The 15,390-nt window shown below is 64.7% G+C and carries 10 protein-coding genes; 7 read left to right on the top strand and 3 right to left on the bottom strand.

Going from position 1 to position 15,390, the window contains the following annotated elements; translation table 11 throughout:
- Window positions 1–58: 58 nt before the first annotated feature.
- The gene (gene hemL / locus ACODSM_RS10100) at window positions 59–1,369 is read right to left on the bottom strand and encodes a glutamate-1-semialdehyde 2,1-aminomutase (protein ID WP_488805161.1); all 1,311 of its coding nucleotides are present in this window, start codon (window positions 1,367–1,369) and stop codon (window positions 59–61) included.
- Complete coding sequence (thiD, locus tag ACODSM_RS10095) at window positions 1,353–2,312, bottom strand: bifunctional hydroxymethylpyrimidine kinase/phosphomethylpyrimidine kinase (protein ID WP_488805160.1); 960 nt, start codon at window positions 2,310–2,312, stop codon at window positions 1,353–1,355. Before thiD ends, hemL begins: the two co-directional genes overlap by 17 nt.
- Before the next feature lie 94 nt (window positions 2,313–2,406).
- Between thiD and ACODSM_RS10090 the strand changes: the two genes are divergently transcribed.
- The 7 genes from ACODSM_RS10090 (at window position 2,407) to ACODSM_RS10060 (ending at window position 13,858) form a co-directional block, all read left to right on the top strand.
- Window positions 2,407–2,580, top strand: coding sequence for a rubredoxin (locus ACODSM_RS10090; protein WP_082753119.1), 174 nt, complete (start codon window positions 2,407–2,409; stop codon window positions 2,578–2,580).
- A 59-nt stretch (window positions 2,581–2,639) separates the two neighbouring features.
- Window positions 2,640–3,038, top strand: a complete 399-nt coding sequence (locus ACODSM_RS10085; RefSeq protein WP_060984016.1) for a response regulator — start codon at window positions 2,640–2,642, stop codon at window positions 3,036–3,038.
- On the top strand, window positions 3,038–3,403 hold the full coding sequence (locus tag ACODSM_RS10080) for a response regulator (RefSeq protein WP_005796104.1): 366 nt from the start codon (window positions 3,038–3,040) through the stop codon (window positions 3,401–3,403). The genes ACODSM_RS10085 and ACODSM_RS10080 overlap by 1 nt, the downstream gene beginning before the upstream one ends.
- A gap of 15 nt (window positions 3,404–3,418) precedes the next feature.
- Entirely contained in the window at window positions 3,419–3,946 is a 528-nt protein-coding gene (locus ACODSM_RS10075) for a chemotaxis protein CheW (protein WP_209818234.1), read from the top strand.
- Between the two features lie 21 nt (window positions 3,947–3,967).
- Complete coding sequence (locus ACODSM_RS10070) at window positions 3,968–6,256, top strand: methyl-accepting chemotaxis protein (protein ID WP_056746880.1); 2,289 nt, start codon at window positions 3,968–3,970, stop codon at window positions 6,254–6,256.
- Between the two features lie 51 nt (window positions 6,257–6,307).
- A complete protein-coding gene (locus ACODSM_RS10065; RefSeq protein ID WP_488805159.1) occupies window positions 6,308–12,577 on the top strand; it encodes a hybrid sensor histidine kinase/response regulator in 6,270 nt (2,089 codons plus the stop codon).
- Window positions 12,578–12,685: 108 nt separating this feature from the next.
- Entirely contained in the window at window positions 12,686–13,858 is a 1,173-nt protein-coding gene (locus ACODSM_RS10060; protein ID WP_488805158.1) for a PilT/PilU family type 4a pilus ATPase, read from the top strand.
- Window positions 13,859–13,897: 39 nt separating this feature from the next.
- Here the strand turns inward: ACODSM_RS10060 and ACODSM_RS10055 are convergent, their stop codons facing one another.
- On the bottom strand, window positions 13,898–15,382 hold the full coding sequence (locus tag ACODSM_RS10055; RefSeq protein WP_488805157.1) for a cryptochrome/photolyase family protein: 1,485 nt from the start codon (window positions 15,380–15,382) through the stop codon (window positions 13,898–13,900).
- Between the last annotated feature and the right edge of the window lie 8 nt (window positions 15,383–15,390).

The raw sequence follows: 15,390 nt of genomic DNA, 5'->3' as shown, positions 1-15,390 counted from the left end.
GAGGGCCATTCAGTGCCAAATAGGCAGGAAGCGCTAGTGCAATATGCGCAGACAGCTATTATTTTGAGAGCGTCTTGAACACTTCACGCGCTGCAGTCACAGTGGCTGCCACGTCGTCGGCAGTGTGGGCAGCGCTTACAAAACCGGCTTCGTACAGGGCCGGTGCAATGTAGATGCCCCGGTCCAGCAGACCGTGGAACAGCTGGTTGAAGCGCGCGCTGTCGGTCTTGAGCACCTGGGCGTAGTTTTGCGGCAGCTCGGGAAGCAGGAAAAAGCCGAACATGCCGCCCTCGCAGTCGCCGCAGAACGGCACGCCTTCAGCATCGGCGGCCGCTTGTAGTCCATCGACCAGCGAGCGGGTGCGGGCCGACAGCGCATCGAAAAAGTCGGGCTTTTGGATCTCGCGCAGCGTGGCCAGCCCGCAGGCCGTGGCCACCGGGTTGCCCGACAGCGTGCCCGCCTGGTACACGCCGCCCAGTGGCGCGAGATGTTCCATGATGGCGCGCGGCCCGCCAAACGCCGCCAGCGGCATCCCGCCGCCAATCACCTTGCCCAGCACGGTAAGGTCGGGTTGGAAACCGGGGATGCTCTTGGCGTACACGCTTTGGGCGCTGCCCAGGGCCACGCGGAAGCCCGTCATCACTTCGTCGAGCACCAGCAGCGCACCGTACTCGGTGCACAGCTCACGGCAGCGTTTCATGAAGGGCACGCTGGCGCGCACCAGGTTCATGTTGCCCGCAATGGGTTCGATCATCACGCAGGCCAGCTCCTTGCCGTGCAGGGCAAAGGCTTCTTCGAGCTGCGGGATGTTGTTGTATTCGAGCACGATGGTGTGCTGCACCACTTCGGGCGGCACACCGGCGCTGGTGGCATTGCCAAACGTGGCCAGGCCCGAGCCGGCCTTGACCAGCAGCGAGTCGGCATGGCCGTGGTAGCAGCCCTCAAACTTGATGAACTTGCTGCGACCCGTGGCGCCGCGCGCAAGGCGAATGGCGCTCATGCCCGCTTCGGTACCCGAGCTGACTAGGCGGATCATCTCCATCGAAGGGACCAGGCTCAGGATCTCTTCGGCCAGCTCCACTTCGCGCTCGGTGGGTGCGCCAAAACTGAAGCCTTCGAGCGCGGCCTTCTGCACGGCCTCCAGCACCGCCGGGTGGCCGTGGCCCAGGATCATCGGGCCCCAGGAGCCGATGTAGTCGATGAAGCGCTGGTCGTTGGCATCCCAGAAGTAGGCGCCTTGTGCGCGTTTCACAAACCGGGGCGTTCCGCCCACCGCCTTGAAAGCCCGCACGGGCGAGTTCACGCCGCCGGGGATCAGCGCCTTGGCGCGTTCGAACAGGGGGATATTGAGATCAGTGCTTGGTGTCATGGGGTGGCATCACAAAACCCTCCAGGGCCTGTGTTTCGTCAATCGTGGGTTCTTCTTCGTCGCCGCCGGTCTCGTCGTCCTCGGGCTGCGCCCAGAACATGCGGTCGGGCACGATGTGCCCCATGCCGGGGCGAAAGCCTGCATCCAGGCAGCGGTCCAGATAGCCCAGTGCTTCGCTGGTGGCTTCGCCCAGATCGTTGCCGCTGCCCACCAAGGCGGTGAGGGCTGCCGAGAGGGTGTCGCCCGCTCCGGAGAAGGTGGCATCGAACAGCTCAAACTTGCCACTGCCCAGCACGGTCTGGGGCGAGGCCAGCACGTTCTCGACAAACTGCTCGGGCAGCGGGATGCCAGTGACCAAGGTGTAAGGCACGCCCATCTCGGAGGCGGCACGGGCAATGTCACGGGCGGTGGGGCTGCGCTCGCCCGCCCAGTCCGGCAGCAGCCAGCGCCACAGGGTGCTGTGGTTTCCAACCAACACCGAGGTCTGGGGCAGCAGCAGCTCGCGGAAGGCGTCGAGGTACTCGTCAATCAGCTCGTCGCGCCACCAGGACAGGTTGGGCATGTAGGCGATCACGGGGACTTCGTCGTAGTCGGTCGTGATCTCTGCAATGGTGCTGATGTTCTCGGGGCTGCCGACAAAGCCGACCTTGATCGCCTGCACGGGCAGGTCTTCCAGCACGGCCCGCGCCTGCTCGGACACCGCCTCGTCGTCGAAGCTGAAGTGGTCAAAAATCTGAGCCGTGTCGCGGGCGTAGGCCCCGGTGACCACGGCGATCGGGTGTCCGCCGACGGAGGCGATGGTGGTGATGTCGGCGGTCAGTCCGCCCGCTCCACTGGGGTCGCTGGCGTTGAAGACCAGCACACAGGCCGGGCTCGCTTCCTCCGCGTCATCGTCGTCAATATCTGGGATTTCAGAGGGGGGAAGGGAGGCTTTGGTGGTCATGGACCAGATCCTGCTGGAGGGGTGGCACGGAAGCTGCAGGCCGCGGAAATCGCTAGATACAATCGTTGCATTCTATGTGAAGGCCCTTTAAGCTGTGACCGACTTTAAAACTTGGATGTGTTTGATTTGCGGCTGGATTTATGACGAAGCGGCGGGGTCTCCCGAGCACGGCATTGCACCCGGCACGCCCTGGGATCAGGTCCCCATGAACTGGACCTGCCCAGAATGTGGCGCCCGCAAGGAAGATTTCGAGATGGTCCAGATCTGAGGCGCTCCAGCACCATTCGCTGCTGCGTTGTTTATTTTCTCCATCGGGAGCAGTGACAATTGACTACAACAGGCGCATCTTTCAAAGTGCTCGTGGTGGATGACAGCAACACCATCCGTCGAAGCGCCGAGATTTTTCTCAAGCAGGGGGGGCACGAAGTCTTGTTGGCCGACGACGGCTTTGATGCTTTGGCCAAGGTCAACGATTACCAGCCTCAGCTGATTTTCTGCGACATCCTCATGCCCAAGCTCGACGGGTACCAGACCTGCGCCATCATCAAGCGCAACGCCCGTTTTGCGGATACCCCGGTGGTCATGCTGTCCTCCAAGGACGGTGTGTTCGACAAGGCGCGCGGGCGCATGGTCGGCTGCCAGGAATATCTCACCAAGCCGTTTACCAAAGACCAGCTGTTGCAGGCCGTGCAGCAGTTTGGCAATTCCCAACAAGGAGCCCTCTAATGCCCATTCAGAAAGTATTGGTCGTCGACGACTCGAAGACCGAGTTGATGTTTTTGACGGACCTGCTTCAGAAAAAAGGCATGCAAGTCCGTACTGCAGAAAATGCCGAAGAGGCATTTCGCCGTCTGGCCGAAGAAAAGCCCGACCTCATCCTGATGGATGTGGTGATGCCCGGCCAAAACGGCTTCCAGCTCACGCGTGCCATTACCCGCGACCCTCTTTACGCTGATGTGCCCATCATCATGTGCACCAGCAAGAACCAGGAAACCGACCGTGTCTGGGGCATGCGCCAAGGTGCGCGCGGCTACATCACCAAGCCGGTGGACCCCGCAGAGCTGCAGGCCAAAATCGACGCTCTGAACTGAGGCAGCGGCGCGCTCATGGCAAACCGCGAAGCCCTACGGGAGCTCCAGACCCGACTTGCCAGCCGCTTGCAGGCTGCAAGGTCCGAAGGTACGTCCGTGTCCTCCTGGCTGGCTGTAGAGTCCGCCGGGAATTTCTATTTGCTCCCCCTGGGGCAGTCCGGGGAGATCTTCCCCTGGGTGTCGGTGCAGGCCGTGCCTTACACCCAGAGCTGGTTTCTGGGCGTGGCCAACCTGCGCGGTGGCCTGGTGGGGGTGGTGGACCTGGCGGGTTTGCTCGGTTCCACCGTACCGCGCACCGAGCAAGCCTTGTCCGAGGCCAGCCTGCTCGCGTTCAACGCCGCGCTCGACGTCAATGCCGCCCTGCTGGTGGACCGCCTGGCCGGGCTGCGCGGCACGGACGCGTTTGTGTCGTCCGAACCGCCGGCCGAGGATTCGCCCAGCTTCTTCGGCACCACCTATATCGATTCCAGTGGCACACGCTGGCAGGAGCTGAACTTGCAGATCCTGTCCCAACATCCCGCTTTCCTGAGCATCAGTGCTTGAGTTTTTCTGTAAGGCTGCACCATGTCCGTCGTCAATCAATTTGGAAAACTGTTCAACCGGAAACCCGCCACGCCTGATACCGGCGCAGCCACCGGCGCGACCGACGATGGGCAGGACCTCCTGGCCACGGGAGCCCTGGATGGCTCGCAACTGCGCGACTCCTACCAGGCCGAAGCCATGAACAGCGTCCAGGGCGATCCCGACGGCTACACGCCGGAACTGACCGCGCCCGAAGCGGAAGAAGACCTCATCAGCCTGCCCTTGCTGGGCCGCTCGACTGCCGCGGGCCATCAGCGCCGACTGCTGGCCTTGCTGGCCGTAGGGGTGGTGGTGCTGGCACTGATCGCCGGTTGGGTGCTGCAGCAGGCCGACCGTTCCGCGCAGCAACTGGCGGCTACCGGCCAGTCGCTGATGCAGTCGCAACGTCTCGCCAAGTCGGTGTCGCAGGCGCTGGTGGGTAGTCCACAGGCGTTCCCGGACGTGGTGGAAAGCTCGGGCGTGTTGGCCCGCAACGTGCGCGCCCTGAATGCGGGTGACAACGAGCTGGGTGTGCAGTCGCTGGGCGAACCTTTCAAGCCCGATCTGGACGCCGTCAACCCCCTGATGGAGCGCGCAGAGCGCAATGCCAGCGTGGTGATGGGCCAGCAAAAGATCCTGACGCAGGTGGGTGACGCTCTGCGCACCATCAACCGCCAGTCGTCCGACCTGCTGGAAATCGCTGAAACGGTGTCGTCGCTCAAGCTGCAACAAAACGCTCCTGCGGCCGAAATCTCTGCCGCAGGCCAGCTGGTGATGTTGACCCAGCGGATCGGCAAGTCTGCCAACGAGTTCCAGACCATGGAAGGCGTGAGCCCCGAGGCCGTGTTCCTGCTGGGCAAGGACTTGAACTCCTTCAAGGAAATTGCACAAGGCCTGCTGGAAGGCAGCCCCGAATTGCGCCTGTCGGCCACCAAGGACGCGCAGACCCGCGAGCAATTGGAAGCGCTGATCAAGCTGTACGAACAGACCCGTACCCAGGCCAGCGCCATTCTGGGCAACCTGCAAGGTCTGGTGTCTGCCCGCGAAGCGCAGTCCGCCATCATTGCCGACAGCGAACCCTTGCGCCGCCAGCTGGAAGGCCTGCAGAGCAAGCTGTCCGCCCAGACCGGTCTGGGCGCAGGCCAGTTCGCCGCTCTGGCGCTGGCAGGCTTGTTCGTGCTGCTGTGCGGTATCGGTATTTCGCGCGTTCAGCTGCTGGACAGCCGTGGCCGTCAGGCAGCTGCTGAAAACCAGCAACGCGACGCCAAGCGCCAAGAGCAGGAAGCCAAGCGCGTCAACGACGCCAACCAGGCCGCCATTTTGCGTTTGATGAACGAGCTGCAGTCGGTTGCTGAAGGTGACTTGACGCAAGAAGCCACGGTGACGGAAGACATCACTGGCGCTATTGCTGACTCGGTGAACTACACGGTGGAAGAGCTGCGCCAGCTGGTGGGCAGCGTGCAGAACACGGCGACCCGCGTGGCGCAGACGACCGCTCAGGTGGACAACACCTCGACCGAGCTGCTGGCGGCATCGACCGAGCAGCTGCGCGAAATTCGCGAAACCGGCCGCTCCGTTCTGGACATGGCGACCCGAATCAACGAGGTGTCCACACAGGCGCAAGAGTCCGCTACGGTGGCCCGTCAGTCGCTGCAAGCTGCGGACTCGGGTCTGCAGGCCGTGCAGAACGCTATCGGCGGTATGAACTCCATCCGCGACCAGATCCAGGACACTTCCAAGCGGATCAAACGCCTGGGCGAATCGTCGCAGGAGATCGGTGAAATCACCGAGCTGATTTCTGACATTACCGAGCAGACGAACGTGCTGGCTCTGAACGCCGCCATTCAGGCCGCGTCTGCCGGTGAAGCCGGTCGCGGCTTCTCGGTGGTGGCGGAAGAAGTGCAGCGCCTCGCTGAACGCTCCGCAGACGCTACGCGCCAGATCTCGGCGCTGGTGAAAGCCATTCAGACCGACACCCAGGACGCCGTGGCCGCTATGGAGCGCTCCACGCAGGGTGTAGTGGAAGGGGCTCGGCTGTCCGACAGCGCCGGTACCGCACTGACCGAAATCGACCGTGTGTCGCGTCGTCTGGCTGAACTGATTGAGCAGATTTCGTCTTCGACTTCCCGGGAAGCTGTTCTGGCCAACGAAGTGGCCGACAACATCCAGCACATTTTTGCGGTGACCGAACAGACGGGTGAAGGTACCCGCACGACTGCGCAGCAGGTGCGCGAGCTTTCGCACATGGCCGAAGAACTGCGCCAATCGGTGGCACGGTTCAAGATCGCCTGACGCAGCAGTTAGTCATCAACCAGCTGGCTCATTGCAGCCGGGGACGAATCCATGTCATCTATTGATGTCAACAATGCACCGGCCGCCGACGGGACCCAGGGAGATCAGGACCTGGGTCCTTTGGCTTGGGTGCTTGACGAGCTGCGCAAATCGCTGGACGGTGCCGTCAAGGCGATGCGTCGCTTTGTGCGTGATGCCGAGGTAGCACGCGAGTCCGATCTGGCGGCGCTGGACGCTGGCCCCTTGCGCATTGCACGCCAGCAGTTGCACCAGGCCTGCGGCGCGCTGGAAATGGTGGGCATGGGCCCGCCCGCACTGGTGCTGCGGTCCATGGAATCGGCGGTGCAGAAGTTTGTGCAGCGCCCCGAGACCTGCAGCGATGACGCTGCCGCCGTCATCGAGCGTGCCAGTTTTGCACTGATCGAATACCTGGAAACCGTGCTGGCCGGCAAAGCCGTGTCGCCGGTGGCGCTGTTTCCGCAATACCGCGATGCCCAGGCCCTGGCGGGCGCTGATCGTGTTCACCCCGCAGACCTGTGGCCGGTGGAACGCCGTTTCCGCGAACCTGAAGGCGCGGTGTCGCTGCCTCCGTTGCCTTATGGTCCCGAGGCGCGTGCGCGGCTGGATGCTGCGGTGCTGCGCATCGTCAAGTCGGGGGATCTGAAGGCCGCCCTCAGCTTGCGCGACACCTGCCTGGGTTTTGTGGCTGCCCAGACGGATCGGCAAGCGCGCGCGTTCTGGAAAATCTGCGCGGGCTTCTTCGACGCCTTTGGCTCGGGGCTCCTGCCGCCGGATGTGTACGTGAAGCGCGTGGCGTCCCGTGTGCTCATGCAGTACGCCACCCTGGCCAAGGGTGATCCGACGATTGCCGACCGGCTGGTGCAGGATCTGCTGTTCTTCTGCTCGCAGGCGCGGGTGGCAGATCTCCCGGATGACGCTGCGCCCTCGCTGCGGGCGGTTCGCCAAGCTTTTGCGTTGGACCGGTTCAAGCCGGTGGACTACGAGACCGCCCGCTTTGGCCGTTTTGACCCGGCGGTGCTGGCCCAGGCGCGCAAGCGCATTGCTTCGGCCACGGAAACCTGGTCCGCCCTGGCGGGCGGTGACCGCAACAAACTCAAGCCAGCGGCAGACCAGTTCAGTCTGGTGTGCGATTCGCTGCGCAAGCTCCACCCCGGCAGTGAGAACTTGGCGCAGGCGCTGACGCGTGCCCTTGATTCCACCACCCGATCGGGTGAGCCTCCATCGCCCGCGTTGGCCATGGAAGTGGCCACCTCGGTGCTGTATCTGCAAGCGGCTTTTGAAGAGCTGGACACGGCGGACGAGCAGATGGAAGCCCGCGCCAGCCGTCTCGCAGAGCGTCTGGACGCGGTCACGGCAGGTGCCGAGCCCGAACCGCTCGAACAATGGATGGAAGAGCTGTACCGCCGGGTCAGCGACAACCAGACCATGGGCAGCGTGGTTGACGAACTCCGCGTGACCCTGGGCGAGGCCGAAAAGGCCATGGACCAGTTTTTCCGAAACCCCAAGGACACCGCTGTGCTGGCGACCGTGCCAGGGCATCTAGCGCAAATGCGTGGCGTGCTGTCGGTGCTGGGGTTGGACCAGGCGTCGCTGGCCGTGGTTCGCATGCGCGACACGGTGGAGCGTCTGCTGATCAATGAAGTGCCCGAAGAAGAACGCCAGGGCGCATTTGAAAAGCTGGGCAACAGCCTGGGAGCCTTGGGCTTCCTGATCGACATGCTGAGCTACCAGCGCACCATGGCGCGCAAGCTTTTCGTCTACGACGAAGATCTGGGCGAGTTGCGCATCCTCATGGGCAAGACCCGTGCGCGCGCCTCCGATGCGGTGGAAGAAGCGCCCGCCAAGCTGGAAGAGCGTTCAGCCACCGTGGTGCCCGACGTGATTCCCCGGTTCCCTGTGCAGGAGCCTGCCAGCGAGCCCACGGACTTTGCGCCGTTCCCTGATTTTGATTCGGCCCCTGCGGCCGATGCTGGCGTGGCGGCTGAGCCCGCCGGCCTGGCCCCGGACATTTCTTTTGACGTTCCGGCCCCTGCCGTGGTGGCCCCTGCGCCAGCCGAGGCGGCGTCCCCGGTGCCCGCCGCTGCGCCCGCCGCAGTGCCCGATGTGGAAGACGAACTGCTCGACGTGTTCCTCGAAGAGGCGCGCGAAGTGGTGGTGAACGGCCTGGCTGCCATCGAGCAGCTGCGGGGCGAGCCCGGTGACCTGAGCGAGCAGACCACACTGCGTCGTGCGTTCCATACGCTCAAGGGCAGTTCGCGCATGGTGGGGCTGAACGACTTTGGCGAAGCCGCGTGGTCGATGGAGCAGGTGCTCAACGTCTGGCTTGCCGAACAAAAGCCCATGCAGCCCAGCTTGCTGCAGTTGTCGACCGATGCCCTGCATGCCTTCAGCAGCTGGGCCGATGACATCGCTGCAGGCCGGGCGACGGGCTGGGACCCCGAGTCCTTCCGTCGATCTGCCGACGCCATGCGTCTGGACGGCACATTGGTGCCGCTGGCCATGGCGGCTGGTGGCGCTGCCGCCGTGGAGCCCGTTCTGGCCTCGGCAGTGGCAGACGTTGCAGAGGAGCCCGCACCGGAGCCGACCATGGCGGCGGTGGCCCTTCCTGCCGATACGCTCGAAGACGAACTGGCGGTGCCGGACTTCCAGGCCACCGAGATCTCGGACCATGTGCCCGAACAGCCTGCCGAAGCCGCCAGCGCTGCGCCAGAGGTGGCCGAGGAGATCGACTTCTCCGTGTTCACCGCAGCACTGAGCGATTCCGCTTCTGAACCTGCACCGGCGGTGGATCCGTCCAGCGCAGACTTCGTGCTCGACCTTGAGCTGCCCGATCTGGAACCTGTGTCGGCCGAGATGCCAGCGCCAGCAATGGCTCACGCAGAGCCCGTCGACGCGCCGCTGGAAGTCCCTGCAGACGCTCTGGGCGACGAATTCCTGCTACCGGAAGACCTGGTGCTCGACGCGCCCGAACCGGAAACCGGGGTGGTCACGGAGGCCAGCGTTCCTTCGGACGGGTTGGAAGCGCTGGATGTGGCCGAGCTGGAGAAGCTGCTGGAGGCCGAGTCTGCCGAGGCTGCTTCACTGCAGGCACCTGCCTCCGAGGGCGTTGCCGAGGCAAGTCCCGAAGCCTTGCCAGACGACCTCGCTGAGGCAGGGTCCGCGCAAGACGTGGCGAATCTGCTCGATGCCCTGCCGCAGGAAGAAGGCGGCAGCGACGATGCCGTCAAGGTCATCGACACGCTGCGCATTGGCATCCCGCTGTACAACGTGTACCTGAATGAGGCCGATGAATGGTCTCGTCGCCTGGTGACCTGCTTGCAGGAATGGGCGCTGGAGCTGCACGAGCCGCTGCCTGACACGGCTGTGGCTTTGTCGCACTCGCTGGCGGGCAGTTCGGCCACGGTAGGCTTCACCGCATTGTCCGAAATGGCCCGCGTGCTGGAGCACACGCTGCAGCATGTGCAGTTGCAGTCGGGGGGCACCGAGGAACAGGCGTCCGCCTTCATGGCAGCGGCGGAAGACATCCGTCGCCTGCTGCACCAGTTCGCTGCCGGGTTCCTCAAAGAGCCCAGCCCGGAAGTGCTGGCCCAGTTGCGCCAGATTCTGGAAACCGAGGTGGTCAGCACCCAGTCTCCGCCCGAAGAGGATGCGCAGGCCTACCTCGACGCCGCCGAGCAGGAAGCGTCCGAAGCTGCCGCTGCCGAATTGGCACCAGAGCCGGTGGCGCAGGCGGCCGCAGCGGTCGCCGAGCCTGAGCCAGTTGCACCAGCCGTGCCCGAACCCGTGTCCGCGCCTGCCGTGGGCCATGTGGCGCCCGCGTTGTCTGCGGTCGTCCACGACCATGATCAGCACATTGATGATGCCATCGCGCATGCCATTGCCTCGATCCCGGACGCGGACGACGATATCGATGCGATCGACGTCATCGACCCCGACCTGTTCCCCATCTTCGAGGAAGAGGCGGCCGAGTTGTTGCCCCAGCTGGGTGGTGCGCTGCGCCAGTGGGCCTCGCGACCCGACAACCTCAGCGCCCGCAGCGAAGTGTTGCGAGCCTTGCACACGCTCAAGGGCAGTTCACGACTGGCCGGTGCGATGCGCCTGGGCGAAATGGCCCACCGGCTGGAATCTGCGATCGAACAACTCGACGCGGAAAACGTCACGGCCGACCAGATCGAGCCGCTGCAAGGTAGTTTCGACGGTCTGCAAGCCAACTTCGAGGCGCTGCGTGCCATTGGCCAGGCTCCCTCGGACGATGTGGTGGCCCTGCCAGTGGAAGCCGTGCCTGCCGCCCGCGCCAGCGTGGCGGATGTGGCGGAGGCCTCCTTACCGTCGGCGGCCGCACCGTCTGCCAAGCCAGTGGCGATGACGGCCCCGGCCGTGCGTCTGCCCGGACCCTCGCAACTGGCGCCCCTGCGGGTGGCGGCCAACCAGTCGGTGCGCGTGCGTGCACAGCTGCTGGACCGCCTGGTCAACCAGGCGGGCGAGGTGATGATCAGCCGTTCACGCCTCGACGCGCGCCTGGGCCAGTTCCGCAGCTCGCTCACCGATCTGTCGGGCAACCTGGACCGCTTGCGCCAGCAATTGCGCGACATCGAGGTGCAAGCCGAGTCGCAGATGCAGTCGCGCCTGGCGCTGTCCAAGGACTCTGCGGCAGGCTTCGATCCGCTGGAGTTCGACCGCTTCACCCGGGTGCAGGAGTTGACCCGCATGATGGCCGAGTCGGTCAACGACGTGGCCACGGTGCAGCGCAATCTGCAACGCGCCATGGAAGGCGCCGAAGACGACCTGATCGCCCAGGGCCGCCAGGCGCGTGAGTTGCAGCGCGATCTGCTGCGCACCCGCATGGTGGAGTTCGAAGGCATTGCCGAACGCCTGTACGCCGTAGTGCGCCAGGCCTCCAAGGAAACCGGCAAACAGATCAAGCTGGACATCACCGGCGGCTCCATTGAAATGGACCGTGGCGTGCTGGACCGCATGACACCCGCCTTCGAGCACTTGCTGCGCAATTGCGTGGCCCACGGCATCGAAGAGCCGGAGGTCCGCATGGCGGCTGGCAAGCCGGCGTCGGGCACCATTACGGTGGATCTGCACCACGAAGGCAACGACGTGTCTGTCGAGTTCCGTGATGACGGCGCAGGCCTGAACCTGCCGCGCATCCGCGAAAAGGCCCTGTCCCAGGGCATCGTGGAACCTGGCGTGGAGCTGAGCGATGCTGACGCCGCCAACCTGATCTTCATGCCGGGCTTCTCGACGGCCTCGGAGGTCACGGGCCTGGCAGGTCGTGGCATCGGCATGGACGTGGTGCGTGCCGAAATCAACGCGCTTGGCGGCCGCATAGAGACCACCACCGAGGCCGGCAAGGGCGCTGCGTTCCGCATGGTGCTGCCGTTGACCACGGCGGTGACGCAGGTGGTGATGCTGCGCTCGGGCGATCTGGCGATCGGGGTTCCGGCCAACGTGGTCGAAATCGTCCGTCGCACCTCGGCCCCCGACCTTGCAGAGGCGTATCGCACCGGTGTGTTTGACGACGGCATGGAGAAGATCCCGTTCTTCTGGTCGGGAGCCCTCCTGCAGTCGTCCACCCGCAGCACCGAGCCAGCGGGCAAGACCCGTCCGGTGGTGATCTTCCGAAGCGCTGCCCAGCGCGTGGCCATGCACGTGGACGAAGTGCTGGGCAACCAGGAAGTCGTGGTGAAGAACCTGGGGCCGCAGTTGTCCCGTCTGCCAGGTCTGGCGGGCATGTCTGTGCTGGCCTCGGGTGCCGTGGTACTGATCTACAACCCGGTGGCCCTGGCCACGGTGTACGGCGACCAGGTGCGCGCAGCCAGTGCCGATATGGCGCCAGCACCCGACGCCCCCGCTGCCGGCGGCACGGGCAAAGCCGTGGTGTCCCAGCAGTTGTCGGGCCCCAGCCAGGTGCCTTTGGTGCTGGTGGTGGACGACTCCATCACGGTGCGCCGCGTCACGCAGCGCCTGCTGCAGCGCGAAGGCTACCGTGTGGCCCTGGCGGCAGATGGTCTGCAGGCGCTGGAGCGTCTGCAGGAAGAGCGTCCGACGGTGGTTCTGTCCGACATTGAAATGCCGCGCATGGACGGCTTCGATCTGGCGCGCAACATCCGTGCAGACGGTGCCTTGCGTGATCTGCCCATCATCATGATCACTTCGCGCATTGCTGAAAAGCACCGCGAGCATGCAATGGAGCTGGGCGTGAACCACTACCTGGGCAAGCCGTATTCGGACGAAGAGCTGCTGAGCTTGATTCAGCACTACGCCCGCATCGCCGCAGCGGCCGAGGCCTGACACCATGCAGGCCCACTCCCGACCCTGCGAGTCAGCCTGGGTCGGGAGTGCTCATTCATCACCATCGCTTGTGTCCTGTGCAAGGACACGGCGGACCGAGTCTCCGTGATGAACCCGCTGACACCATCCCCGCCCCCCGATCCCCGGCTGCTGGCTTGCTTGGCCCTGGTGGCGCGCGAGCGCGCTTCGGACCTTTTTCTGATGGCCGGTGCTGCGCCCACCATCAAGCGGCAGGGCGCCTTCATCCCCATTGCGCAGCAAGTGCTCTCAGCCGACGATGTGCGGCAAATGGCCTATTCCATCCTGCGGGAGGCCCAGCGCAAGGAGTTTGAGGCCACGATGGAATGTGACCTCTCGCTGCAGACCGCCGATGGTGAGCGCTTTCGGGTGAATGTGCACATGCAGCGCGGGCAGGTTGGCATGGTGATTCGCCATGTGATTGCGCGGATTCCCACGCTGGAAGAACTGGGGTTGCCGCCCGTGCTCCAGCGGCTGGCGTTTCTCAAAGGGGGCTTGGTGTTGACGGTGGGCTCGGCAGGCTCCGGCAAGACCACCACGCTGGCGGCACTGCTGGACCATCGCAACACGCACACCGGCGGGCACATCCTCACGGTGGAAGACCCCATCGAATACCTGCACAGCCACAAAAAATCCCTGGTGACGCAACGCGAGGTGGGGCTCGATACCTTGTCCTACGACGAGGCGCTGCGCCGCGCCATGCGCGAGGCGCCCAACGTGATCATGATTGGCGAGATCCGCGACCGGGCCACCATGCAGCATGCGCTGCACTACGCCGAATCCGGCCACCTGTGTGTGTCCACCCTGCACGCCAACAACGCCAACCAGGCCGTGCAGCGCATCGTGAATTTCTTCCCCGAGGATGCGCACCGCCAACTGCTCATGGACCTGTCGCTCAACCTGCGCGCCGTGATTGCGCAGCGGCTGGTCCAGGGGCTTGCAGGCCATCTGGTGCCCGCCACCGAGATCATGCTGCTGACGCCCTATGTGGCCGAGCTGATCCAGAAGGGGCAGATCGACGAACTCAAGACCGCCATCACCCGCAGTGGCGAGCAGGGCATGTGGAGCTTTGACCAGTCGCTGCTGGGCATGGTGGAGGCCGGTGCGATATCGCCCGAAGAAGCCATCGCCAACGCGGACAACCGCACCGATGTGCGCTTGCGGCTGCGGCTGGCCGCCGGGGCCTCGTTGGGCGGTGAGAGCATGCAGATGGCGCCGGAGGAACCCCCGCCGGACGACCCGCCGCCCACCGCGCATCGCTAGCCCTCGGCGACCTGCTTGAGTCTGTGGGTCCGTGTGTTGTCACCCTGCAGCCGTCTTCACCACGGCATACCGCTCCAACGTGCGTTGCCGTGCGGCATCGTGCTCCACCACGGGTAAGGGATAGGTGTCTCCCAGGCGCACGCCCGCTTCCTGCAACTCCAGCGGGCGCGCCAGCCAGGGGGCGTGGAGTGCCTTGGTGGGGAGCGCTGCGAGCTGGGGTAGGTAACGGCGGATGAACTTGCCTTCCGGGTCGAACTTCTCGCTCTGGCTGACCGGGTTGAAGATGCGGAAATAGGGCTGGGCATCACACCCGCTGGAGCTGGCCCACTGCCAGCCGCCGTTGTTGGCGGCCAGGTCGAAGTCATTGAGGTGCGTGGCAAAGTAGGCCTCGCCGCGCCGCCAGTCGATGCCCAGGTCTTTCACCAGAAAGCTGGCCACCACCATGCGTAGGCGGTTGTGCATGTAGCCCGTCTGGTTGATCTGCGCCATGGCGGCATCCACCAGCGGGTAGCCGGTGCGGCCCTCGCACCAGGCGGCAAACAGGGCATCGGCCTCGGGGCCGGTCTCCCAGGCAATGGCGTCGTAGGCCGGCTTGAAGCTCTGGCCCACCACATGCGGGTGGTGGTGCAGGATCTGGAAGTAGAAGTCCCGCCAGATCAGCTCACTGAGCCAGGTCGTGGCGCCCGGGTTGCCCTCCAGCATCAGGCGGTGCGCCGTGCGCGCGAGCAAGCGCGGCGAGATGGTGCCAAACCGCAGGTGCACGCTCAGGTAGCTGGGCCCTTTTACTGCCGGAAAGTTGCGCGTGTCCTCATACCGCTCGATGCGGCCGAGAAAATCGTCGAATAACTGCTGTGCGCCCTGGGCGCCGGTGGGCAGGCGCAGCTGGGATAGCGCTGTGGGCTCAAACCCGAGGTCCTGCAAGGTGGGCACAGGCTGGCAATGAGCCTCTGGGCGCGCCGCCAAGTGGTGGGCGTGGCGCTCCACCGGATAGCTCTTGAGCTGGAACACATCGATCTTCTTGAGCCATGCATTCTTGTACGGTGTGAACACGCTGTACGGGTTGCCGGTCTGCGTCAGCACTTCGCTGCGCTCGAGCAGGGTATGGTCCTTGAACGTGTGGAAGGCCTTGCCTGCAGCCGCCAGGCGCGTGCGCACCAAGCGGTCGCGGTCCAGCGCCTGGGGTTCGTCATCGTGGTTGGCAAAGACCGCCTGCACGTCCAGGGCGTTAGCCAGTGCCGGAATGGCATCGCTGGCCACCGCGTGCCACACGATGAGGCCTCCCCTTTCATGCCCCGAAAGTGCGCGCAGGGTTTCATCTAGCTCCACCAGCGACTCCCGGATGAACTCCACCCGCCGGTCGGCGCGGGGCAGGGCATCGAGGATGTCCTTATCAAAGACGAAGGCGCAGAACACCTGCTCGCAGCGCGTCAGCGCGTGGTACAGGGCCGCCTGGTCGTGGGCACGCAGATCGCGGCGGAACCAGACCAGGCCACGGGAGTAAGTGGGCTCGGGGGAGGGGGGCATGTTCACCG

This window comes from Acidovorax sp. FG42, from assembly GCF_057809195.1.
This window is presented reverse-complemented; position numbering and strand designations above follow the sequence as displayed.